We start from the raw sequence: 22,796 nt of genomic DNA, 5'->3' as shown, positions 1-22,796 counted from the left end.
CCTTTCGTCTGTGCGTCGTCTGCGCGCGAGGCTTGGTCCCCCGCTGTCAGCGCTCCACGATGCGGTCGAACTGAGTGGTGGTGTGCCGCAGATGGGCCACCAGCTCCTCGCCGACCTTCGGCTCCGGGGCGTCCGAGGGCACGAAGAGGATCGAGACCTGCATGTGCGGGGGCTCCGCGAACCAACGCTGCTTGGCGCCCCAGACGAACGGTGAGAGGTTCCGGTTGACCGTGGCGAGGCCGGCCCTGGCGACGCCCTTGGCGCGCGGCATGACGCCGTGCAGGGCCTTCGGGGCCTCCAGGCCCACTCCGTGCGACGTACCGCCCGCGACGACCACCAGCCAGCCGTCCGAAGCGACCTTCTGCTGGCGGTAGCCGAAACGGTCGCCCTTGGAGACGGGGGTGACGTCCAGGACGGCTCCGCGGTACTCGGTGGCCTCGTGGTCTCCCAGCCAGAGCCGCGTGCCGATGCGGGCGCGGAAACGGGTCTGCGGGAACTGCTGCTGCAGCCGGGCGAGCTCCTCGGCCTTGAGGTGGCTGACGAACATGGTGTGCAGCGGCAGCCGGGCCGCACGCAGCCGGTCCATCCAGCCGATGACCTCCTCGACGGCGTCCGAGCCGTCGGTGCGGTCCAGGGGCAGATGGATCGCGAAGCCCTCAAGGCGCACGTTCTCTATGGCGGCGTGGAGCTGGGGCAGGTCCTGCTCGCTCACACCGTGCCGCTTCATGGAGGACATGACCTCGATGACGACACGGGCGCCCACGAGGCCGTAGACGCCGTCGACGGACGACACGGAGCGGATGACCCGGTCGGGCAGCGGTACGGGCTCCTCGCCCCGTCTGAACGGCGTCAGCACGAGCAGATCGCCGCCGAACCAGTCCTTGATCCGTGCGGCCTCGTACGTCGTGCCCACGGCGAGGACGTCGGAGCCCATACGGGTGGCCTCGTCCGCGAGCCGCTCATGGCCGAAGCCGTAGCCGTTGCCCTTGCAGACCGGGACGAGCCCCGGGAACTGCTCGGACACGTGCTTGTGGTGCGCCCGCCAGCGTGCGGTGTCGACGTAGAGCGTGAGCGCCATGGCCGGACCTGGAACCTTTCTCGTGGCAGCGGTGTATCAGAGGTATGAAGGCGAATTCTGGTACGTCAGCGGCGCGACATGTAGATGTCGAGCGCCTTGTGGAGCAGTTTGTTGAGCGGGAAGTCCCACTCACCGAGGTATTCGGCGGCCTGCCCACCGGTGCCCACCTTGAACTGGATGAGGCCGAAGAGGTGATCGGTCTCGTCCAGCGAGTCGGAGATACCGCGCAGGTCGTAGACGGTGGCGCCGAGCGCGTAAGCGTCGCGCAGCATCCGCCACTGCATCGCGTTCGAGGGCCGGACCTCACGCCCGATGTTGTCGGAGGCTCCGTAGGAGTACCAGACGTGCCCGCCGACGACCAGCATCGTCGCGGCGGACAGGTTCACACCCTCGTGCCGGGCGAAGTACAGCCGCATGCGGTTGGGGTCCTCGGTGTTGAGAGCCGTCCACATGCGCTGGAAGTACGAGAGCGGTCGAGGCCGGAAGTGGTCGCGCAGGGCCGTGATCTCGTAGAGGCGCTGCCACTCCTCCAGGTCCTGATAACCGCCCTGGACGACCTCGACGCCGGCCTTCTCGGCCTTCTTGATGTTGCGCCGCCAGAGCTGGTTGAAGCCCTTGTGGACGTCTTCCAGCGACCGGTTGGCCAACGGCACCTGGTAGACGTAGCGGGGCTGTACGTCGCCGAAGCCCGCCCCGCCGTCCTCGCCCTGCTGCCAGCCCATGCGCCGCAGCTTGTCGGCGACCTCGAAGGCGCGCGGCTCGATGAAGTCCGCCTCGATGTCGCGCAGGCGCTTCACGTCCGGGTCCTGGATGCCCTTCTTGATCGAAGCGGCCTCCCAGCGGCGGATGATCACCGGCGGGCCCATCTTCACGGAGAAGGCACCCTGCTGCTTGAGGTGCGCGAGCATCGGATCCAGCCAGTCGGTCAGATTCGGCGCAAACCAGTTGATGACCGGGCCCTCGGGCAGATAGGCGAGGTAGCGCTTGATCTTGGGCAGCTGGCGGTACAGCACGAGACCCGCGCCGACCATCTCGCTGGACCTGTTGTCGAACCATCCGAGGCTCTCGGAGCGCCACTCGGCCTTGACGTCTGCCCAGGCCGGGACCTGCATGTGGCTAGCCGCGGGCAGATTCTGGATGTACGCCAGATGCTGCTCACGGCTGATGGTCCTCAGGGTCAGGCTCATTCGGGGCGCTCCTCGGGCTGGTGTGTCCCCATGGGTACAAGGGCTCCGGCTCTCGCGCCGAAGCCTACTGCGCCCTGCGAGCGCCTCGTCTGGCCGTATGGAACCTGTGCCCCGACCAATACGTGGCCGGGGCACCCGGAGGTGTTGTCCGGCCGTGGGGCCGGGGGTTGGGGAGACCGCGGGCCGGCGGCTCCCGGGAGCCGGGGCGCCGGTCAGCCGATGACGCCGCCGAAGAGGCCGCCGTGAGCCATGCCGAGGAAGAATCCGACGCCGGAGGCACCGAGACCCAGGATCAGCCCGAAGCGCTCCCGGGTCGTCACGGAGACGAACTGTCCGGCCGCCCCGGTCAGGATGCCCACCAGTCCCGTCCACGAGCTGAGCAGATGGAGGCTGTGGAACATCGCGGTGACGAAGGCCGTCACTCCGAGGACGAGGGTCACGGCGAGCAGGGTGTCCTGGAGCGGATGGGGCTTGTGGTCGGTGGCGAAGAGAGAACCGACGGTCTTGGAGTTGGGTCGCAATGCCTGTGCCATGTGGCACCTCCTGCGGAAGGCGGCGCATCGTAGCGCCATACACACCCGATGTGTACAGATTGACGGTCTCGGGCCCCGGATTTCAACCGCAAGCCGGTGTGCAGGTAGTCTGTACCGTCTGCACCGGTGTCTGCCCGGGCCATGACACGATCCCCCGCTCGGTTCGCTGATCGGTGGGCCCGATTGTCAGTGGTGGCCGATACCGTTGCTTACGCATCACAACCCTCCTGCCACGGAACGACCGTGGCCGTTGAGTCCAAAGGAGGTGGGTTCCACATGCGTCACTACGAAATGATGGTCATCCTCGACCCCGATCTCGAGGAGCGCGCTGTCGCCCCCCTGATCGAGAACTTCCTCTCCGTCGTCCGTGAGGGCAACGGAAAGGTCGAGAAGGTCGACACCTGGGGCCGTCGTCGTCTCTCGTACGAGATCAAGAAGAAGCCCGAGGGCATCTACTCGGTCATCGACCTGCAGGCCGAGCCTGCGGTCGTCAAGGAGCTCGACCGCCAGATGAACCTGAACGAGTCGGTCCTCCGGACCAAGGTCCTCCGTCCCGAGACCCACTGAGCTCTCCAGCTCAGCTGATCTCGGACAACGAGTAGCAGCACCAAAAGCAGCCAGCAGCAAACCCGCCGAGAGGTTCCCCCATGGCAGGCGAGACCGTCATCACGGTCGTCGGCAATCTTGTCGACGACCCCGAGCTGCGCTTCACCCCGTCCGGTGCGGCGGTCGCGAAGTTCCGTGTCGCGTCCACTCCCCGCACCTTCGACCGTCAGACCAACGAGTGGAAGGACGGCGAAAGCCTGTTCCTGACCTGCTCGGTCTGGCGTCAGGCGGCGGAGAACGTCGCCGAGTCGCTCCAGCGAGGCATGCGCGTCATCGTGCAGGGCCGGCTGAAGCAGCGGTCCTACGAGGACCGTGAGGGCGTCAAGCGCACGGTCTACGAGCTGGACGTCGAGGAAGTCGGCGCCAGCCTGAAGAACGCCACGGCCAAGGTCACCAAGACCACCGGTCGAGGCGGCCAGGGCGGTTACAGCGGCGGCGGCAGCGGTGGCGGCGGCGGTCAGCAGGGCGGCGGCTGGGGCGGAGGCTCCGGCGGCGGTCAGCCGCAGGGCGGCGGCGCTCCCGCCGACGACCCCTGGGCGACCAGTGCTCCTGCAGGCGGCGGCCAGCAGGGCGGCGGCGGTGGCGGCTGGGGCGGAAGCTCCGGCGGCGCTGCCGGCGGCTCCGGCGGCGGCTACTCGGACGAGCCCCCCTTCTAGCCCACGGGCTGAGGGTGGGCCGTACCCACACTTCTTGATCACACAGGAGAAACACACATGGCGAAGCCGCCTGTGCGCAAGCCTAAGAAGAAGGTCTGCGCATTCTGCAAGGACAAGGTCACGTACGTGGACTACAAGGACACGAACATGCTGCGGAAGTTCATTTCCGACCGCGGCAAGATCCGTGCCCGCCGCGTGACCGGCAACTGCACGCAGCACCAGCGTGACGTCGCCACGGCTGTGAAGAACAGCCGTGAGATGGCGCTGCTGCCCTACACCTCCACCGCGCGATAAGGGAAGGGTGACCGAAACATGAAGATCATCCTCACCCACGAGGTCTCCGGCCTCGGCGCCGCGGGCGACGTCGTCGACGTCAAGGACGGCTACGCTCGCAACTACCTGATCCCGCGGAACTTCGCGATCCGTTGGACCAAGGGTGGCGAGAAGGACGTCGAGCAGATCCGTCGTGCTCGCAAGATCCACGAGATCCAGACCATCGAGCAGGCCAACGAGATCAAGGCCCGCCTCGAAGGTGTGAAGGTCCGTCTGGCCGTTCGCTCCGGCGACGCCGGTCGTCTCTTCGGTTCCGTCACCCCGGCTGACGTCGCCTCGGCGATCAAGGCTTCCGGTGGCCCCGACGTCGACAAGCGCCGCATCGAGCTGGGCTCGCCGATCAAGACGCTGGGCGCTCACGAGACGTCCGTGCGTCTGCACCCCGAGGTTGCCGCCAAGGTCAACATCGAGGTCGTCGCCGCGTAAGCGGTGCACTAGCAGTACACGTGAGGGCCGCACCCCAAGGGTGCGGCCCTCACTGTTTTCCTGGGCTCCAGGAAGGGAGCGCCTCCGACGAGAGTCACCGGCGGCGGGTGTTTCACGTGAAACAAAGCGAATCCGTCGTCGAGGAACGGTTCGGGATGCTCGTTGTTTCACGTGAAACCGAGCGACCTCACGTACCTCCGCGACGCCGGAGCGGGTTTGCTCAGCGTGTGGCGCCCGTGACGATCCAGCGACCCGAGCGTGTGCGCAGCCACAGGGTCAGCATTCGCACGGTCATCATGAGGGTCATCGCTCCCCAGACCGCGGTCAGCCCACCGCCGAATACGGGCACGAGCAGTGCCACCGGAGCGAAGACCGCCAGGGTGAGGATCATGGCCCATGCGAGATACGGGCCGTCCCCCGCGCCCATCAGCACGCCGTCCAGTACGAAGACGATCCCGCAGATCGGCTGGGAGAGCGCCACCATGAGCAGGGCGGGCAGTGCCGTGTCATGGACGACTGAGTCGCTGGTGAAGAGTGGCAGGAACAGGGGGCGGCTGACGATCACCAGCCCGCCGAGCACGACGCCGACGCCGATGCCCCACTCCACCATGCGGCGGCAGGCCTCGCGGGCTCCCTGCGCGTCTCCGGCGCCGAGATAGCGGCCGATGATGGCCTGACCCGCGATGGCGATGGCGTCGAGGGCGAAGGCGAGCAGGCTCCACAGCGACAGGATGATCTGGTGCGCGGCGACATCGGCGTCTCCGAGTCGGGCGGCGACGGCGGTGGCGATCAACAGGATCGCGCGCAACGAGAGAGTGCGGACCAGCAGCGGTGCGCCGGCCTGGGCGCAGGCACGTATCCCGGCGGCGTCCGGCCGTAGGGACGCCCCGTGCTTCCGGGCTCCGCGGACCACCACGAGGAGGTACACAGCGGCCATGCCGTACTGGGCCATGACGGTTCCCCAAGCCGAGCCGGCGATACCGAGGTCCGCGCCGTAGACGAGGCCCGCGTTGAGGGCACCGTTGGCGACGAAGCCCCCGACGGCGACGTAGAGGGGTGTCTTTGTGTCCTGCAGGCCACGGAGTACACCGGTTGCCGCGAGGACGACGAGCATCGCGGGGATGCCAAGGGCCGAGATGCGCAGATAGGTGGTGGCGTAGGGAGCGGCGGTGTCAGAAGCGCCGAAGAGTTCCACCAGGGCGGGCGCGGTGGGCAGTACGACGGCGATGACGGCGGCGCCGAGCAGCAGGGCCAGCCAGATGCCGTCCATGCCCTGGCGGATCGCGGCCTGGAGGTCGCCCGCCCCGACCCGTCGGGCGACGGCGGCCGTGGTGGCGTACGCGAGGAAGACGAAGACGCTCACGGCTGTGACGAGGAGAGCCGAGGCGATACCGAGACCGGCGAGTTGCGCGGTGCCGAGATGGCCGACGATCGCGGTGTCGACCATGAGGAAGAGAGGCTCGGCTATGAGTGCGCCGAAGGCCGGAACGGCCAGCGCGACGATCTCTCGGTCGTGCCGACGCCGGGCGGCCTTGGGCGCCGCAGGAGCCTGTGTCATGCGCATCAATCTAATCTTCCACAGGTAAGAGATGCAAGTATCAAATGACCCTTACCTTCGATCTCGCGAGATACGCTGTCGCGCGCCATTCGCATCGATCTTGATCCGACCGGGAAAGTTTTTCTTCTGCACAGCCGGTGGACGGGATATACGCAGGTCAGACCCGGTGCGGAAATGATGCTGAGTGCTTGTTCACAGGCCTGTCCACCGGGTCGTGCACAGGTTTTGCAGGGTTCTCCACAGCATAGGGGCCGTCGTCCACATGGCCTGTGGATAACCAGATTGGCTGACGGTGCCCGCGGGCCTACCGTGGTGCGGCACCCGCTCGCTTCTCCGTCCTCGGAAACCTCACAAAACCGACGCGTCAGAACCGGAGTTGGGCATCTCATTTGTCAGTGTCGTGCCGTAGGAATGAGGGGCACGGCGAGGTCCGCTCGGCGGACGGGAGGAGGTGGCCCGGTGAGTATTTCCGAGCCCTTGGACGATCCGTGGGCCGACAGCGGTCCCAGTGATCGTCTGCCCGCCTCCCGCCAGCGCCGCGACGGTGGCCGGGGCAGAGACGATCAGCACGACCGCGGTCAGGACAACGGAGCCTGGGACGGCGGCGGTTCGGCGTTCGAGCGAGTGCCGCCGCAGGACCTGGACGCCGAGCAGTCCGTTCTCGGCGGCATGCTGCTCTCGAAGGACGCGATCGCCGACGTCGTCGAGGTGCTCAAGGGCCACGACTTCTACCGGCCGGCGCACGAGACCATCTACGGCTCGATCCTCGACCTCTACGCGAAGGGCGAGCCGGCCGACCCGATCACCGTCGCCGCCGAGCTCACCAAGCGCGGCGAGATCACCAAGGTCGGCGGCGCCTCGTATCTGCACACCCTGGTCCAGACGGTTCCGACGGCGGCGAACGCCGAGTACTACGCGGAGATCGTCCACGAGCGGGCGGTGCTGCGCCGCCTGGTCGAGGCCGGCACACGCATCACGCAGATGGGGTACGCGGCCGACGGCGACGTGGACGAGATCGTCAACAGCGCCCAAGCCGAGATCTACGCGGTCACCGAGCAGCGCACCACCGAGGACTATCTGCCCCTCGGCGACATCATGGAGGGCGCGCTCGACGAGATCGAGGCGATCGGTTCGCGGTCGGGGGAGATGACCGGTGTGCCGACGGGCTTCACCGACCTCGACCAGCTCACCAACGGTCTGCACCCGGGCCAGATGATCATCATCGCCGCCCGTCCCGCCATGGGTAAGTCGACGCTGGCGCTGGACTTCGCACGGGCCTGCTCGATCAAGCACAACATGCCGAGCGTGATCTTCTCGCTCGAAATGGGCCGCAACGAGATCGCGATGCGTCTGCTGTCCGCCGAGGCGCGCGTGGCCCTGCACCACATGCGTTCCGGGACGATGACCGACGAGGACTGGACCCGGCTCGCGCGCCGGATGCCGGACGTCTCGGCCGCTCCGCTCTACATCGACGACTCTCCGAACCTGTCGATGATGGAGATCCGCGCCAAGTGCCGTCGCCTCAAACAGCGTGCCGATCTGAAGCTCGTGGTCATCGACTATCTGCAGCTGATGCAGTCGGGTGGCAAGCGGTCGGAGAGCCGACAGCAGGAGGTCTCCGACATGTCGCGAAACCTCAAGCTGCTCGCTAAGGAGCTTGAGCTGCCGGTGATCGCGCTGTCGCAGCTGAACCGTGGCCCCGAGCAGCGCACGGACAAGAAGCCCATGGTCTCCGACCTGCGTGAATCCGGGTCGATCGAGCAGGACGCGGACATGGTGATCCTGCTGCACCGCGAGGACGCGTACGAGAAGGAGTCGCCGCGCGCCGGCGAGGCGGACATCATCGTGGGCAAGCACCGTAACGGCCCGACGGCCACGATCACGGTCGCCTTCCAGGGCCACTACTCCCGCTTCGTGGACATGGCACAGACCTGATCGTCGTCCGTAGGGTCTCAAAAGCCTTGGCAGAGTCTCACGGCAGTCGGCAGATGGATGGCAGAAATGCCACTGCCATGAGACTTGCAGTTCTCATGTGGCCCGCGACTCCCGGACGGGCGCTCAGCGCCTCGTCTCGTACCTGTTCAGGATCACGCCGCCGGGCAACGTCCGTGTCTCCACCAGGTTCAGGTTCACCCAGTTGTCCAGCGCGGTGAAGAACGGCGTGCCGCCGCCCACCAGGACCGGTGCGGTGGCCAGCACGTACTCGTCGATCAGCCCGGCCCGCATGGCCGCCCCGGCGAGCGTCGCGCCGCCGATGTCCATCGGGCCGCCGTCCTCGGCCTTGAGCCGGGTGATCTCGGCGACCGCGTCGTCGGTGACCAGGCGGGTGTTCCAGTCGACCTTGTCGATCGTCGAGGAGAACACCACCTTCGACATGCCCTGCCAGCGGCGCGCGAACTCGATGTGCGCCGGGGTGGCGCCCGGCTGCTGGTCGCCGGTCGGCCAGTAGGAGCTCATCGTCTGCCACAGCTTGCGCCCGTACAGCGTCACGTCGGTCGCCTGCAACTGGTCGGACCAGAACTGGAACAGCTCGTCGCTCGGCATGCTCCAGCCGATGTCGTCGCCGGGCGCGGCGATGTAGCCGTCCAGGGACAGGTTCATGCCGTAGATCAGTTTCCGCATGGCGCCAGCCTTCCGTGAGTCGGTCTCACGCGTACAGACCGGCGCGGCGCGGAAAACTCATCGGCGGCGAGACGCTGCATCGTCGTCCGTCCGGACAGCGATGAGGGCGCAGCGGTCAGTCGCGTCGGTAACGGGCCCTGATGTGGAAGCGCTCGCCCTGAGGGCCGAGGATGCTCAGGAACTCCACCGGCCGCTCGTCGGCGTTGCCGAACCAGTGCGGGAGGTGGGTGTCGAATTCGGCGACCTCGCCCGTGGTGAGGACGAGGTCCTGGTCGGCGAGTACGAGGCGCAGTCGTCCGTTGAGGACGTACAGCCAGTGGTACCCCTCGTGCGAGCGGGGATCGGGTTCGCGGTCGGTCGGGCCCGCGGGGAGGATCTGTTTGAACGCCTGCAGACCGCCGGGTTTGCGGGTCAGCGGGATGACGGTCATGCCGTTGCGGGTGAACGGCTGCGGGTAAACCCGGGGGTCGAGGCGGTCCGCGGCGCCGACGAGTTCGTCGAGCGGCATCTGATAGGCCTTGGCCAGGGGCAACAGCAGTTCCAAGCCGGGCTTGCGATGCCCGGACTCCAGCCGGGACAGGGTGCTGACCGGAATACCGGTGGTCTCCGACAGGGCGGTCAGGGTGGCCCCACTGCGGCGCCGCAACTCGCGCAGCCGCGGCCCGACCGCGGCCAGCACGGTGTCGAACTCGTCGCTCATGCGTTCACTGTGCTCACGCTTTTGCAGTTCTCGCAAAGAACTTTGTCGGTTCGTCATGGGCGGGAGCAGGTTGACGGCAGGCCATCGGCGACCGGCGCCATGGCATCCGACCCGCTGGGCGAGGCACAGACGATGGACGAACGGACGATGGACGCACAGTTCTGGGACGAGATGTATCGCAGCCGCGATCAGGTGTTCAGCGGTGACCCCAACGGAGTGCTCGTCACAGAGGTCACCGACCTGCCGCCGGGGCAGGCGCTCGATGTCGGGTGCGGTGAAGGCGGCGACGCCCTCTGGCTGGCCCTACACGGCTGGCAGGTCACCGCGGTCGACATCTCGGCCACCGCCCTTCAGCGCGCCGCCACCGCTGCCGCTGCAGCGGACGTCGAGGGCCGTGTGGCCTGGACACGGGCCGACCTGAACATCACGCCACCCCCGGCCGACGCGTTCGACCTGGTGTCCGTCCAATACTTCCCGCTCGCACTCCAGCCGGACCACACCGCGCTGCGCGGCCTGCTGAACGCCGTCGCACCCGGCGGCACCCTGCTCTTCGCCAGCCACGATCTCGCCGACCTCTCCCCACGCCCGGAGCAGGGCTTCGACCCCGGCGACTACTACCAGCCCGGCGACATCGCCGGACTCCTCGACCGCGACTGGACCGTCCTGATCAACGAAACCCGCCCACGAACCGCTCCCGCACCCGCCGGCACGCACCACACCCACGACACCGTCCTGCGCGCGCAACGCTTGCGGTGATCCGGGCGCCGTGAGATCCCGCGCCGGGCTCACGATGTCCCGCGGCGGGCTCAAATGCGCTCGACGCGGGACGCCAGGACAGATGGACTTGGGCCATGACGACACCTGTGGAAGAACTGCTTCCCGCCACGCGCCGGGCCCTCCTGCACCGAATCGCCACCGCTCAGACCGAAGGGCGGGCGCCGTCGCTGGTGGCGGCGGTCGTCCGGGATGGAGAGACGGTGTGGCACGGTTCCCGCACGTCGGTGGACGGGCACGGGCCGGACGAGAACGTGCAGTACAGGATCGGTTCGATCACCAAGACGTTCACCGCCGTCCTGGTGCTGCGGCTGCGCGACGAAGGCGCCCTGGACCTGGGGGATCTGCTGGAGAAGCATCTTCCGGGCACCGGCGCGGGGGAGGCGACGATCGCCGAACTCCTCGCGCACACAAGCGGATTGGCTGCCGAATCGCCCTCCCCCTGGTGGGAGCGCACCCCCGGCTCGCTGCGTCCCGAGCTCGCCGACGTACTGGGCGAACAGCCGCACCGGCATCCCGTCGGACGACGGTTCCACTACTCGAATCCCGGCTATACGTTGCTGGGCGCGCTGGTGGAGGAACTGAGGGGCGTTCCGTGGGAGGAGGCCCTACGGAACGAGGTGCTCGAACCGCTGGGGTTGAACCGCACGGGTGCGGAGCCCCAAGCACCGCACGCCGGCGGCTGGGCCGTGCATCCCTGGGCGGACGTGATGCTGCCCGAGCCCGTCGAGGACCTGGGCCGGATGGCACCGGCCGGTCAACTCTGGTCGACCACGGGCGACTTGGCGCGCTTCGCGGTCTTCCTGGCCAAGGGCGACGACCGGGTTCTGAGCGCCGAGTCCGTACGGGAGATGCGTACGCCCGCCGCGCCGGCCGAAGCCGAAGAGGTGGCGGCCGGCAGCGCGTACGGCCTCGGTATGCAGGTCCAGTACCGGGACGGCCGGATGCTGGTGGGGCACTCCGGCTCCCTCCCCGGCTTTGTTGCCGGTCTCATGATCAGCGTCGAGGACGACCTGGCCGCCGTCGTGCTCGCCAACTGCACCTCCGGTCCGCCGGTGTTCACGGTCGCCGCCGATCTCGTACGTATCGTCGCCGAGGCCGAGCCCCGGATCCCCGAGCCGTGGCGGCCGCTGCCCGAGGCCGACCGTTCCGAACTGGAGTTGGCAGGGCCGTGGTACTGGGGAACGCACGCCTTCGCGCTGCGCCTTACGGCCGACGGGGGTGTTTCGCTGGGGCCGCTGACCGGCAACGGCCGGCGTTCGCGCTTCCGGGCCAACGGAGACGGGACCTGGACGGGACTCGACGGCTACTACGCGGGCGAGGCCCTGAGGGCCGTACAGCGCCCCGACGGGTCGGTCGGCCACCTGGACCTCGGGTCGTTCGTGTTCACGCGGCAGCCGTACGAGGAGGGGGCTTCCGTGCCGGGTGGCGTGGATGCTGAGGGGTGGCGCGGGATCCGTTAGGTGCCCCGCGAGGGGTGAGGTGCACGGGGAGGGGCGTGATGTTTCACGTGAAACACGGCGCTCCTTGCCGCACATGGATCTGTTCACCGACTCGGCGGCCAGGATCCGCCCGCCTCAGAGCTGCAGCTTGAACCCGACGTGGGATGCCGTGAAGCCGAGCCGTTCGTAGAACCGGTGGGCGTCGGTGCGGCTGACGTCGGAGGTCAGTTGCACCAACTGGCAGCCCTCGCTTCGGGAGCGGTCGATCGCCCACTCGATGAAGCGGGTGCCCAGGCCGCTGCCGCGTTCGTCGGCATGGACGCGTACGCCTTCGATGATCGAGCGGGTCGCACCCTTGCGGGAGAGGCCCGGAACGATCGTGAGTTGGAGCGTGCCGACGACGCGGCCCTCGCGCACGGCGACGACCAGGTGCTGGTTGGGATCGTCGCTCAGGCGCTCCAGGGCGGCCAAATAGGGGCTCAGGTCGTCCGGTGACTCGCGCTGCGCTCCCAGAGGATCGTCGGCGAGCATCGCGACGATGGCAGGAACGTCGTCCGGGACAGCCGGTCGTATCTCAAGATCTCCCATGGCAGCACCCTACGCAGACCTGCCCCGAGGCTGACGCGTCCCAGCGTGCGCAGCCCAGCCGCGCTCGCTACGCGGGCGTCGGCACGCTCGCCGATTCGACGACGCGGACCAGTGGAGCCAGCTCGGGATTCATGGCCGCCGCGTCGAGTGCCTCGCGCAGGGCGGAGTCATTGGTGGGCCGGGCTTCGGCGAGGAGCTTGAGGCCCGCCTCGCTGACGTTCGTGTAGATGCCGCGGCGATCGGTCGGGCACAGGTAGCGCGAGAGCAGCCTGCGGTCCTCCAGGCGGGTCACCAGCCGTGTGGTCGCGCTCTGGCTCAGGACGACCGCGTCGGCGACCTGCTTCATCTGGAGATGACCGCCGTCGCCGTCGTGCTGACGGCTGAGGACGTCCAGGAGCGAGTACTCGCGCACGCTCAGGTCGTGCTTGGTCTGCAGGGCCCGTTCGATGTGCGCCTCGATCCTCCCGTGCAGGAGAGAGAGGGCGCACCAGCCCTGGGCGAGGGCGGTGAGCGCGGGGTCCGTCGCTGTCATGGCGTTCTCCTCCGTACCGGAGCGGCTGACACCAGGATAGAGCACTGCCGCAATAGTCCGCGCTTGCAATTAGTCAGCGTCTGCAAGTATTGTCAACGCACGTAAAGCGCTCCTGCAATCGTCTGGGAAGGTTCTCCCCCATGCCTCTCGCGCTTCTTGCCCTCGCGATCGGGGCCTTCGGAATCGGAACCACCGAGTTCGTGATCATGGGCTTGCTGCCCGAGGTCGCCGGTGACTTCGGTGTCTCCATCCCCACCGCGGGCTTCCTCGTGACCGGCTACGCGCTCGGCGTCATGTTCGGTGCGCCGCTCATGACCGTCCTCGGTACCAAGGTGTCCCGCAAGCGGATGCTGATGCTCCTGATGGGGCTCTTCATCGTCGGCAACCTGCTCTCCGCCGTCGCTCCCGACTTCTCCGTGATGCTGATCGGCCGCGTGGTCGCCTCGCTCGCGCACGGTGCCTTCTTCGGCATCGGTGCCGTCGTCGCCGCAGACCTCGTCGCGCCCGACAAGAAGGCCGGCGCCATCTCGATGATGTTCACGGGCCTCACTGTCGCCAACGTCGTCGGCGTACCGCTGGGCACCCTCATCGGTCAGTCCGCCGGCTGGCGCGTGACGTTCACGATCGTCGCCGCCCTGGGCGTCCTCGGCCTGGCGGGCATCGCCAAGCTCGTCCCCGACATGCCCAAGCAGGAAGGCGTGCGCCTGCGCCACGAACTGGCCGCGTTCAAGAACGTCCAGGTGCTGCTCGCGATGGCGATGACCGTCCTCGGCTTCGGCGGAGTCTTCGCGGCGATCACCTACATCGCGCCGATGATGACGAACGTGGGCGGCTTCGCCGACGGCTCCGTCACCTGGCTGCTCGTCCTCTTCGGCCTCGGCATGGTCGGTGGCAACCTCGTCGGCGGCAAGTTCGCCGACCGCGCCCTGATGCCGATGCTGTACGTCTCCCTGGGCGCCCTCGCGGTCGTGCTCGCCCTCTTCACGCTCACCGCGCACAACAAGATCGCGGCGGCCGTGACCATCACGCTGATCGGTGCCCTCGGGTTCGCCACCGTGCCGCCGCTCCAGAAGCGGGTGCTGGACCAGGCGCACGGCGCCCCGACGCTCGCCTCCGCAGTGAACATCGGCGCCTTCAACCTCGGCAACGCCCTCTCCGCCTGGCTCGGCGGCCTCGTGATCGCGGCCGGCCTCGGCTACACCGCCCCCAACTGGGTCGGCGCCGTCCTCGCCGCCGCAGCACTCGTCCTCGCCGTCCTCTCGGCCGCTCTGGAGCGCCGGACCGACGCCGCCGACACCGGCGACGGCCTGGTCGTCACCGGGGCAGTGGCGGCGGAGTCCACGCAGCAGAAGGCCGCTGTTCACCACTGACCCGCTGCCTGGGCGGTCGCATCCGCTCTCGCGCGGTCGGCCGCCCGGCCGGAGCTGTCCCGGCGGCCGACCGAAGCCCCGAGGAAGCCTTCCCCGCACCTCGGCAGACCGCTACCCCCACACGCCACCACCCGGCGAAACCGCCACCCCCACACAGCACCACCCATCAAGGAGAAGCAAGCTCATGAGCACCACCACCGTCACCCCGCTGACCATCCAGGACGCCGAGGCTCTCGTCACGGCCGCCCGCCGTGCCGCGGAAGCCGCCGACGTCACGGTCAGCGTCACCGTCCTCGACGCGGGCGGCCACCTCCTCGCTTTCCGGCGCGACGACCGAGCCGTACTGATCTCCGGTGAGACCAGCACCCGCAAGGCCTACACGGCACTGCAGCTGGACGCTCCCACCGCCGACCTCGTCGACGCCGTGCAGCCGGGTGGCCTCTTCCACACGCTGCCCACCGCCCTCGACCGTCCGCTGCTCTTCATCGCGGGCGGTGTCCCGGTCCACCGCGACGGCCGTCTGATCGGCGCGATCGGAGTCGGCGGCGGCGCGCCGGAGCAGGACCACGCCTTCGCCACCGCCGCGCTGAAGACCCTCGCCTAGGAGCGCCCGAAAGCGCCGTAGCGCCGGGAAACACCGAAACGCCTGCCCCGGACGGGGCAGGCGTTTCGGTTGGCCGTCGGCTCTCGACCGCCGAGCCGCAACCGTGAAGCATTCAGATGCCGAGCTCTCAGACGTCGGCCGAGCTCACCCTCGGCCCCTCAGCCCGCCGCCACCGTGAGCGGAGCGAACCGTCGCGTCCAGTCGCCCGGCAACTCCGCGATGCCGTACGTCATGACGGCGTTGAAACTCAGGGAAGCGAGTCCGCGTTCCTTCACCCACGCCAGCAACTCCTCGTGCCGTACGTCGATATCGGTGCGCAGAGGCCCGTCGACGCGGGCGGCCAGCGAAGCGATGAGGGCCTTGGCCGTCTCCGTGTCCCGGGCGATCAGCGGACCCACGACATGGTTGTCGAGGTTGGGCCAGGCGGCCGCGTATCCGATGATCCGGCCGTTCTCCTCGGCGACACGCAGCTCGTCGGCGAAGGCGGGCAGGCGCGTGATCATGTGCGTGCGGTCGGTACCGAAGACCTCTTCGTCGAGCCGGAGAATCGCGGTGAGGTCCTCGGCAGTGGCCGCACGTGTGGCGACCTCGGACTCCGGGCCGCCCGGGACGAAGTGACCACGGACCATCTCGACCCGTCCGGTGGTCTTGAACCCCAGCTCCTCGTAGAGAGGGCGCCCGTACGGCGTCGCGTGCAGCGTCACCGGTGTGGTGCCCAGCTCGGAGACGACGTGCCGCATCAGCCTGCGTCCGACGCCCTGGCGGGCGTGCCGCTCGGCGACCAGCACCATGCCGATCGCGGCCAGGGCGGGGCGGTCCTGGGGTCCGTACGAGGTCACGACGCAGGCGGTGACGAGGCCCCCGTCGGGGTCGTCGATGCCGTAACCCGTGCCGGCCGTGAGCAGGAGGCCCCACTTGTGTTCCTCGCGGGGCCAGCCGCGGTTCTCGGAGAGATCGGCGCAGGCGGAGAGATCGCGTGGCGTCAGACGGCGGATGGGCTGGAAGGCGGGGGAAGGAGTCGACACGCAGGTCAGGCTGTCTGAGATGCCCGCTCGGCGTCCACCGATTTCCGGGCAGCCGAACTGATCTTTCGCCCGCGCGACTTCTGCCCGATGGACTTCAGCTCACGCAGCCTCCGTCCGCGTCGGGTCAGTCCCCAGGGCTTGAGGACCGAGATCACCGTCATGAAGAGATAGGCCGACAGCGAGACGATCGGCCCGAACAGCACGTCACCGGCGTCAGGCAGCGGGCCACCTGCGGCTACAGCCGTGACGGCGGAACCGACGCCAGGGCGCAGTGCGAAGACCGTGGCGGTAATCGTGGCCAGGGTCAGCCAGAACTTGATGTAGACCCAGCGGTGCCTCGCCAGCCCCCAGGGCGTGCCCAGGGACAGCACCAGACCGCTCACGAGCGTGAGGAACGCGAGGGGGAGCAGGAGCCAGTCGGCGAACAGCTTCATGGCGCGGACGGAGGCCTCCACGGTCACCGCGGACCCTGTGGTGGTCGCGGTGATCCCCAGAGCGAGCAGCCCGAGCGTGAGCCCGAGCCAGCCCGCGGAGGCGGCTACATGGACGACGAGGGTGGCCCGGCGTGCGGGGCGGCTTAGTTTCACGTGAAACACCGTGCCGGGCGGGAGCGAAGAGTACGTCTGCCGACGGGAGTAACCCCACGTACTAGCCTCGGCGTACATGGCGAGACTTCATCTCTTCGATCTGGACGGGACCTTGCTGCACGGCACCTCGGCGCCCGTGGAGATCTCCCGGCAGCTGGGCCTGGAAGCCGAGACCGTGGCGCTCGACGAGGCGATCGCAGCGGGGCTCATAGGCCCGCCGGAGTACGCGACGCAGGTACACGCCCTCTGGAGAGATCTCACCGAGGCACATGTGGCGACCGCTTTCGCAAGCGCGCCGTGGTTGGAGGGCATCCAGGACGTCTGGGCGGAGATCAGGGGGAGCGGCGACTACTGCGCCGTCGTCTCGCTCTCACCCTCCTTCTTCGTCGAGCGGCTGACGAGCTGGGGCGCGCACGCGGCGTACGGATCACGCTTCCCCGCTGTGCCGTTCACCGAGCCGGTGGATCCTGTCGGGGTCCTGAACGCGGCGGCCAAGGTACGGATCGCGGACCGGCTCTGCGCGGAGTTCGGGGTGGAGAGAGCCGACTGCGTCGCGTACGGCGACTCGATGTCGGACAGGGACCTGTTCGGGGTGGTGCCGGTATCCGTCGCCGTCAATGCGGATCTGCATCTGGAAGGTCTTGCCACCCACTCCTATGTGGGGCGGGATCTGCGGGATGCCTATGAATTGGTGCGCCCTGCCCGGTAATTGAAGGAATCGACGCTCCGGTCCCCCTTCAATTCCCGACGTGGGGAAGAGGGGACTTGTGTGCCGGACGGCGGCCGGTATGGTCGACTCCGGTTCGTGTCCGGTGTGATGTCCGTACATCCTGCCGGGGGCGAACAAAGGGCAATGCAGCCTAACGGGACAGAGAGATCGAAGACCCGCATTTCCGGTTACGTGGCCGGGGTGTTGGCGCAGGGTGAGATGCTGCGATGGCTGTAGTGCGGCCAATGTCACACTCTCAGCTTACTTGTCCGTAGGGTGCGGGATTCCGAGGTTCAATGTGGCCGCCATGGGGCGACGGGGCGGAACGGGGAAAGCAAGCAGTCTGCGGGGGAAAGCAGGCATCTTCCGATCGAGGAAGTGCGCAGACCGACCGAAAGATGTTCGAGGCGAGGCACAGCATGGACGCTCCGACCACCACGTCGGCCGACAACGGCACTTCAGGGGGTAGTGGCGGGGGCGGCTGGTTCACGCCGCACAAGCCGCCGGAGCCGCCCGCGGGCGGCGAGCAGGACGCGCCCGAGGGCCGCCGCTTGGCCGCGTTGCGCCCCGTCGGCAGGCCCGCGACGGGCACCGACGCCACGACGCGGCAACGAATACCCCAGACCGGCGAGACCGTCCCCGACACCGAACGAGCCGACACCGGAGCCACGGAGACGCTCGGCCGCCACGCGGGCTCCCCTGAGGGCGGCCACGTCTACAGCGACCCCATCGGCGCCGGGTCCGTGCCTGCCGACGCTCCTCATACCGAGGCTCCCCGTGCCGACGCCCGCCACGCCGCCGCCACCCACGCCGGGGCCGCCCATGCCGGACCCGCTCCCGTCGGGCCGACCGCGACGCCGACCACGACGTACGAGGCGACACCCGCCTCCCAGGCCCACACCGCCCCCCGGGCCCACACTGGTCCTCCCGCCCCACCCGGGCCCGACCAAGCGCCCCGCGTTCCCGACCAGCGCTCCGCCCCTGTCCCTGCCGCCGCCGTGGCCGTTCCTGCCCCCGCGCAGGCCGCCTCCCCCGACGCCGTCCTCATCCGCCGGACCATGGCCGAGGTGGGCCCCGTAGCCGACAAGGTCACCTCGTACTTCTACGCCCTGCTCTTCGTGCGGCACCCGGAGCTGCGCCAGCTCTTCCCCGCCGCGATGGACACTCAGCGGGACCGGCTCCTGCGGGCACTGCTGACCGCGGCCGAGCACATCGACAACACCGAGGTCCTGGTCGCGTATCTCAAGAACCTCGGTCGTGGCCACCGCAAGTACGGCACCCGCCCCGAGCACTACCCGGCCGTCGGCGAGTGCCTGATCGGCTCGCTCAGCCGGTTCGCCGCGTCGGTCTGGGACGGGGAGACCGAGGCTGCCTGGGTGCGGGCGTACACGACGATCTCCCAGGTCATGATCGACGCCGCGGCCGCGGACGAGCTGCGGGCCCCGGCCTGGTGGCACGGCGAGGTGATCTCGCACGACCTCAGGACCCCGGACGTCGCCGTCATCACGGTCCGCCCCGACCAGCCGTACCCATTCCTCGCCGGGCAGTACGCGAGCCTGGAGACCCCTTGGTGGCCGCGGATCTGGCGGCACTACTCGTTCGCCTCGGCGCCCCGCTCCGACGGACTTCTGTCGTTCCATGTGAAGGCGATTCCGGCGGGCTGGGTCTCCAACGCGCTGGTGCACCGCGCCCGCCCGGGCGACGTCGTGCGGCTCGGCCCCCCGGCCGGCTCGATGACGGTCGACCACACCACCGACAGCGGCCTGCTCTGCCTGGGCGGCGGCACCGGCATAGCGCCGATAAAAGCCCTGGTCGAGGATGTCGCCGAGCACGGCGAGCGGCGCCCGGTCGAGGTGTTCTACGGAGCACGCACCGATCACGACCTGTACGACATCGACACGATGCTCCGGCTCCAGCAGAGCCACCCCTGGCTCGCGGTGCGCCCGATAGTCGATCAGCACGGGCATCTGAACCTCCCCGACGCCGTACGCGAGTACGGGCCGTGGAACGAGTACGACGCCTATCTGTCGGGCCCGCCCGGCATGATCCGCAGCGGCGTCGACGCGCTCAGGGACATCGGCATCCCGTCGGAACGGATCCGCCACGACGCGGTGGAAGAACTCGTCGTGACCGGAGACTGACTTCGAGTCGGCTGTCAGCCCAGATCGGGTGCGTGCATCGCCAGTACGCCCTCGATGTTCCCGTCGAGATAGTGCCGCAGCGACAGCGGTACGAGATGGACGGAAGCGATGCCCACGCGGGTGAAGGGGATCCGCACGATCTCGTACTCTCCGCAGGGCTCGTCGATCTCGGGGCCATGGCGCAGTGACGGGTCCATGGATTCCAGGCGGCAGACGAAGAAGTGCTGGACCTTCACGCCGGTCGTACTGGCGTTTTCGCCGATGTGCTCGACGGTGTCGACGAAGCAGGGCACCACATCGGTGACCTTGGCGCCGAGTTCCTCGTGCACCTCGCGATGGAGTGCGTCGACGACGGTCGTGTCCTCCGGCTCGACTCCGCCGCCGGGCGTCAGCCAGTAGGGATCGACGCCGGGCTTGGTCCGCTTGATGAGGACCAGGTCATTGCCGTCCAGTAGGACGGCCCGGGCGGTGCGCTTGACCACGGGTCGGACGGTCATGGGAGAAATGTGGCCCAGTTGGTTCCACGTGAAACATCGCCCCCTTGACGAGGTGATGCATCTTCGTCATGACCATTCCATGGCGGCGTGCGTGAGCCACTCGTGCGCCCGCGCAATATGGGGCATGGCCAGTGTGCCGGTGCGCACGACCAGGAAGTACGTGCGAAGCGGAGGCACGGCGGGTTCGGTCAGCGCGACCACGTCTCCCCGCTCCAGAGCCGCCGCGCACAGATAGCGCGGCAGTACTGCGAGCCCGGCGCCGGTGGTCGCACAGGCGAGGACAGCACGCAGGTCGGGGACGATGACGGTGCCCGAGGCGGCCGGGCGGGAGTCGAAGACGGAGGCCCAGTAGCGGGCGACGAACGGCAGTGACTCGTGCACCTCCACCACGGGGAAGTTCTCCAGGGAGGGCTCGCCCTGGTGACGCAACGAGCCGGAGCCGAGGCGGTCGGCCCAGCGTGGGGCGGCGACCAGGACGTGCTCCTCGTCGCAGAGCGGAGTCGCGGTGAGCAGGGCGCCGCGTGGGCGGGCCGTACTGATGGCCAGATCGTGATGCCCGGCGGCAAGCCCCTCCAGCGTCTCCTCCGCGTTTCCGAAGGAGGCACGCAGCGCGAAGCCCTGGCCGTCGTCCCCGGTCAGCTCGGTGAGTGCGGGCAGGGCGCGTTCGGCGGTGAACTCCGGAGGGCCTGCGAGATGGAGCGTGCGTACGGAGGAGTCCTCGTCGAGGCCGGTCTCGGTGATCTCCACCAGGGCGTCGAGATGGGGTGCCGCCTTGTGGGCGAGTTCGTCGCCCATGGTCGTAGGAGTCACTCCACGCGCCTGACGCAGGAAGAGAGGGCGTCCCAGCTGTCGTTCGAGGGTTCGGATCTGGGAGGTGACGGCAGGCTGCGAGAGGCCCAGCAGGGCGGCCGCACGGGTGAAGGAGCCGGCCCGGTGCACGGTCAAGAAGGTCCGCAGCAAGGCCAGATCCATGGCGTCCCTTCTCTCTCCAGCTCCCCGGAAGCCCCCAACTATAAATATGTCGATAGGTCTCTGTCGCTACTGTGATTGGACACTGACACAGAGTCAACTAGCCTTGTTCGCGCGGTTCTTCGCGCGCAGAACCGGGACGGTCCGAGCCACGAGGGGGGAGGCTCGGACCGTCCGCCGTACGTGCCCACTACTGACCGGTGAATCAGAAAGTGCTCACCGAGAGGACTCGTCGAGTGCGCGCAGCACATCGGCCACGAGGTCCTGAGGATCCTCGGCACCGGCCGAGAAGCGGATGAAGCCCTCGGGCACCGCGTCACCGCCCCAGCGGCCGCGCCGCTCGGCCGTCGACCGCACGCCGCCGAAGCTGGTCGCGTCGTCCACCAGTCGCAGCGCGTCGAGAAAACGGTCGGCACGCGCGCGCGTGGGCAGCGTGAACGACACCACACACCCGAAGCGCCGCATCTGCTGCGAGGCGATCTTGTGCGACGGGTCGCCGGGCAGCCCCGGATAACGGACCCCGAGCTCCTCGTGCCGGTCGCGCAGGGCCTCGGCGATCACCAGCGCGTTGGCGTTCTGCCGGTCCACGCGCAGTTGGAGCGTCGCGAGAGAGCGGTGCGCGAGCCATGCCTCCATGGGCCCCGGAATCGCCCCGACGATCTTGCGCCAGCGCCGTACGGAGGCCATCGCGGCGGCGTCGCCACCGGTGACGTACCCCAGGAGGATGTCGCCGTGCCCGGTGAGCTGCTTGGTGCCGCTGGCCACGGAGAAGTCGGCGCCCAGTTCCAGCGGGCGCTGCCCGAGCGGGGTCGCCAGGGTGTTGTCGACGGCGACGAGACAGCCGCGCGTGTGCGCCGCCTCGACGAGCCGTCGTACGTCGCACACGTCGAGCCCCGGGTTCGACGGCGTCTCGATCCACAGCAGCTTCGCGCCGTCGAGGACGTCGAGCTGGGCGTCGCCGCCGGTCGGGGCGGTGCGTACCTCGATTCCGTACGCCTCCAGCTGCGTGCGTACCAGCGGCAGCACCTGGTAGCCGTCGTCGGGCAGTACGACCGTGTCGCCGGCGCTCAGCTGGGAGAAGAGGACGGACGAGATGGCGGCCATGCCGGAGGCGAAGACGAGCGTTTCGACGTCATCGTGCCCGGGCGCCTCCAGCTCGCCGATGGCGCGCTCAAGGTGGGTCCAGGTCGGGTTCTCGTCGCGGCCGTAGGTGTACGGGCCCGTGGGGTCGCCCGGCAGATGGAAGTGGGCGGCGAAGACCGGCCCCGGGAGGGTCGGCTCGTGCTTGACGGGCTCGGGCAGCCCCGCGCGCACCGCGCGTGTGCCGTCACCGGCTCCCGTAACGGAATCGGTCATGCCGCCTGTCCCTCCACTTGCTCCCGTACGGCGGCGAGCAGGCCGGGGCTCGCCGCCTCCACCATCTCAAGACACTCCTCGAAGCCGTCCAGGCCCCCGTAGTAGGGGTCCGGCACGTCGAGGTCGGCTCCCGAGGCCGACGCGACGGCAGGGTCGTACGAGCGCAGCAGGCGCACCTTCTCGGCGTCCGCCTCAGTGGAGGCGAGACGGCGCAGGGCCCGCAGGTGGCCGGCGTCGAGGGCTATGACCAGGTCGAGCTCGGCGAACCAGTCGGCGTGGAACTGGCGGGCCGCATGGCCGCCTTCGTAACCGCCTGCCTCCAGGACGGAGACGGTGCGCGGGTCGGCGCCGTCGCCCTCGTGCCAGCCGCCGGTGCCGGCGCTGTCCACCTTGACCAGGCCGTCGAGGCCGGCCTCCGCCACCCGCGCGCGGAAGACGGATTCGGCCATCGGGGAGCGGCAGATGTTGCCGGTGCAGACGAAGCACACGCGAAAGGGCATCAG

General features: G+C 68.8%; 25 protein-coding genes. 11 read left to right on the top strand and 14 right to left on the bottom strand.

Features of this window, described 5'->3' with window-relative positions; all coding sequences use genetic code 11:
- Positions 1–46: 46 nt before the first annotated feature.
- From JEQ17_RS23370 to JEQ17_RS23360, 3 genes are all read right to left on the bottom strand, one after another.
- On the bottom strand, positions 47–1,078 hold the full coding sequence (locus JEQ17_RS23370; protein WP_200397045.1) for an alanine racemase: 1,032 nt from the start codon (positions 1,076–1,078) through the stop codon (positions 47–49).
- Positions 1,079–1,143: 65 nt separating this feature from the next.
- Positions 1,144–2,265 (bottom strand): lipid II:glycine glycyltransferase FemX, encoded by a 1,122-nt coding sequence (locus tag JEQ17_RS23365; protein ID WP_200397044.1) that lies wholly within the window; start codon positions 2,263–2,265, stop codon positions 1,144–1,146.
- Positions 2,266–2,477: 212 nt separating this feature from the next.
- On the bottom strand, positions 2,478–2,798 hold the full coding sequence (locus tag JEQ17_RS23360) for a hypothetical protein (protein ID WP_055610617.1): 321 nt from the start codon (positions 2,796–2,798) through the stop codon (positions 2,478–2,480).
- A gap of 276 nt (positions 2,799–3,074) precedes the next feature.
- Here JEQ17_RS23360 and rpsF point away from each other — a divergent pair, with 276 nt between their 5' ends.
- The 4 genes from rpsF (at position 3,075) to rplI (ending at position 4,819) form a co-directional block, all read left to right on the top strand.
- The gene (rpsF, locus tag JEQ17_RS23355) at positions 3,075–3,365 is read left to right on the top strand and encodes a 30S ribosomal protein S6 (protein ID WP_055610618.1); all 291 of its coding nucleotides are present in this window, start codon (positions 3,075–3,077) and stop codon (positions 3,363–3,365) included.
- Between the two features lie 80 nt (positions 3,366–3,445).
- A complete protein-coding gene (locus JEQ17_RS23350; RefSeq protein ID WP_200397043.1) occupies positions 3,446–4,060 on the top strand; it encodes a single-stranded DNA-binding protein in 615 nt (204 codons plus the stop codon).
- A 57-nt stretch (positions 4,061–4,117) separates the two neighbouring features.
- On the top strand, positions 4,118–4,354 hold the full coding sequence (gene rpsR / locus JEQ17_RS23345) for a 30S ribosomal protein S18 (RefSeq protein WP_003949403.1): 237 nt from the start codon (positions 4,118–4,120) through the stop codon (positions 4,352–4,354).
- 18 nt (positions 4,355–4,372) lie between these two features.
- A complete protein-coding gene (gene rplI / locus JEQ17_RS23340; protein WP_055610620.1) occupies positions 4,373–4,819 on the top strand; it encodes a 50S ribosomal protein L9 in 447 nt (148 codons plus the stop codon).
- Between the two features lie 220 nt (positions 4,820–5,039).
- Here the strand turns inward: rplI and JEQ17_RS23335 are convergent, their stop codons facing one another.
- Positions 5,040–6,377 (bottom strand): MATE family efflux transporter, encoded by a 1,338-nt coding sequence (locus JEQ17_RS23335; RefSeq protein ID WP_200397042.1) that lies wholly within the window; start codon positions 6,375–6,377, stop codon positions 5,040–5,042.
- 459 nt (positions 6,378–6,836) lie between these two features.
- Between JEQ17_RS23335 and dnaB the strand changes: the two genes are divergently transcribed.
- Positions 6,837–8,312: a replicative DNA helicase gene (dnaB, locus tag JEQ17_RS23330; protein ID WP_200397041.1), complete on the top strand. Its 1,476-nt coding sequence runs from the start codon at positions 6,837–6,839 to the stop codon at positions 8,310–8,312.
- Positions 8,313–8,435: 123 nt separating this feature from the next.
- Here dnaB and JEQ17_RS23325 read toward each other — a convergent pair whose 3' ends face one another.
- Both JEQ17_RS23325 and JEQ17_RS23320 read right to left on the bottom strand, forming a co-directional pair.
- Positions 8,436–8,999 carry a dihydrofolate reductase family protein gene (locus JEQ17_RS23325; RefSeq protein WP_200397040.1) on the bottom strand — a complete coding sequence of 188 codons (564 nt, stop codon included), beginning with the start codon at positions 8,997–8,999 and terminating at the stop codon, positions 8,436–8,438.
- 115 nt (positions 9,000–9,114) lie between these two features.
- Complete coding sequence (locus tag JEQ17_RS23320; RefSeq protein ID WP_200397039.1) at positions 9,115–9,699, bottom strand: helix-turn-helix domain-containing protein; 585 nt, start codon at positions 9,697–9,699, stop codon at positions 9,115–9,117.
- A gap of 147 nt (positions 9,700–9,846) precedes the next feature.
- On the opposite strand from JEQ17_RS23320, the gene JEQ17_RS23315 reads away from it, so the two are divergent.
- Positions 9,847–10,455 carry a class I SAM-dependent methyltransferase gene (locus tag JEQ17_RS23315; RefSeq protein WP_200401665.1) on the top strand — a complete coding sequence of 203 codons (609 nt, stop codon included), beginning with the start codon at positions 9,847–9,849 and terminating at the stop codon, positions 10,453–10,455.
- A gap of 95 nt (positions 10,456–10,550) precedes the next feature.
- Positions 10,551–11,936 carry a serine hydrolase domain-containing protein gene (locus JEQ17_RS23310; RefSeq protein WP_200397038.1) on the top strand — a complete coding sequence of 462 codons (1,386 nt, stop codon included), beginning with the start codon at positions 10,551–10,553 and terminating at the stop codon, positions 11,934–11,936.
- A 114-nt stretch (positions 11,937–12,050) separates the two neighbouring features.
- On the opposite strand, the gene JEQ17_RS23305 is transcribed toward JEQ17_RS23310, so the two are convergent.
- A complete protein-coding gene (locus JEQ17_RS23305) occupies positions 12,051–12,503 on the bottom strand; it encodes a GNAT family N-acetyltransferase (RefSeq protein ID WP_200397037.1) in 453 nt (150 codons plus the stop codon).
- Between the two features lie 67 nt (positions 12,504–12,570).
- Positions 12,571–13,035: a MarR family winged helix-turn-helix transcriptional regulator gene (locus JEQ17_RS23300; RefSeq protein ID WP_200397036.1), complete on the bottom strand. Its 465-nt coding sequence runs from the start codon at positions 13,033–13,035 to the stop codon at positions 12,571–12,573.
- 140 nt (positions 13,036–13,175) lie between these two features.
- Between JEQ17_RS23300 and JEQ17_RS23295 the strand changes: the two genes are divergently transcribed.
- Positions 13,176–14,405 carry an MFS transporter gene (locus JEQ17_RS23295; RefSeq protein ID WP_200397035.1) on the top strand — a complete coding sequence of 410 codons (1,230 nt, stop codon included), beginning with the start codon at positions 13,176–13,178 and terminating at the stop codon, positions 14,403–14,405.
- A gap of 184 nt (positions 14,406–14,589) precedes the next feature.
- A complete protein-coding gene (locus JEQ17_RS23290) occupies positions 14,590–15,009 on the top strand; it encodes a GlcG/HbpS family heme-binding protein (RefSeq protein WP_200397034.1) in 420 nt (139 codons plus the stop codon).
- A gap of 158 nt (positions 15,010–15,167) precedes the next feature.
- Here JEQ17_RS23290 and JEQ17_RS23285 read toward each other — a convergent pair whose 3' ends face one another.
- Together JEQ17_RS23285 and JEQ17_RS23280 are read right to left on the bottom strand one after the other, a co-directional pair.
- Positions 15,168–16,034 carry a GNAT family N-acetyltransferase gene (locus tag JEQ17_RS23285; protein ID WP_200397033.1) on the bottom strand — a complete coding sequence of 289 codons (867 nt, stop codon included), beginning with the start codon at positions 16,032–16,034 and terminating at the stop codon, positions 15,168–15,170.
- Between the two features lie 5 nt (positions 16,035–16,039).
- On the bottom strand, positions 16,040–16,621 hold the full coding sequence (locus JEQ17_RS23280; RefSeq protein WP_200397032.1) for a DUF2269 domain-containing protein: 582 nt from the start codon (positions 16,619–16,621) through the stop codon (positions 16,040–16,042).
- Between the two features lie 76 nt (positions 16,622–16,697).
- Between JEQ17_RS23280 and JEQ17_RS23275 the strand changes: the two genes are divergently transcribed.
- Both JEQ17_RS23275 and JEQ17_RS23270 read left to right on the top strand, forming a co-directional pair.
- Positions 16,698–17,330 carry an HAD family hydrolase gene (locus JEQ17_RS23275; RefSeq protein WP_200397031.1) on the top strand — a complete coding sequence of 211 codons (633 nt, stop codon included), beginning with the start codon at positions 16,698–16,700 and terminating at the stop codon, positions 17,328–17,330.
- Between the two features lie 419 nt (positions 17,331–17,749).
- Positions 17,750–19,471 carry a globin domain-containing protein gene (locus tag JEQ17_RS23270; RefSeq protein ID WP_234048328.1) on the top strand — a complete coding sequence of 574 codons (1,722 nt, stop codon included), beginning with the start codon at positions 17,750–17,752 and terminating at the stop codon, positions 19,469–19,471.
- A gap of 14 nt (positions 19,472–19,485) precedes the next feature.
- Here JEQ17_RS23270 and JEQ17_RS23265 read toward each other — a convergent pair whose 3' ends face one another.
- The 4 genes from JEQ17_RS23265 to JEQ17_RS23250 form a co-directional block, all read right to left on the bottom strand.
- Entirely contained in the window at positions 19,486–19,968 is a 483-nt protein-coding gene (locus JEQ17_RS23265) for an NUDIX domain-containing protein (RefSeq protein WP_200397029.1), read from the bottom strand.
- A 66-nt stretch (positions 19,969–20,034) separates the two neighbouring features.
- Complete coding sequence (locus JEQ17_RS23260; RefSeq protein ID WP_200397028.1) at positions 20,035–20,940, bottom strand: LysR family transcriptional regulator; 906 nt, start codon at positions 20,938–20,940, stop codon at positions 20,035–20,037.
- A gap of 213 nt (positions 20,941–21,153) precedes the next feature.
- Entirely contained in the window at positions 21,154–22,293 is a 1,140-nt protein-coding gene (locus JEQ17_RS23255; RefSeq protein ID WP_200397027.1) for a cystathionine gamma-lyase, read from the bottom strand.
- Positions 22,290–22,793 carry a low molecular weight protein-tyrosine-phosphatase gene (locus JEQ17_RS23250; RefSeq protein ID WP_200397026.1) on the bottom strand — a complete coding sequence of 168 codons (504 nt, stop codon included), beginning with the start codon at positions 22,791–22,793 and terminating at the stop codon, positions 22,290–22,292. Before JEQ17_RS23250 ends, JEQ17_RS23255 begins: the two co-directional genes overlap by 4 nt.
- Positions 22,794–22,796 lie beyond the last annotated feature (3 nt).

The organism is Streptomyces liliifuscus (assembly GCF_016598615.1).
Classification (GTDB): domain Bacteria; phylum Actinomycetota; class Actinomycetes; order Streptomycetales; family Streptomycetaceae; genus Streptomyces; species Streptomyces liliifuscus.
Note: the sequence above shows the minus strand (reverse complement) of the source record. Positions and strands in the feature narration are given on the sequence as shown.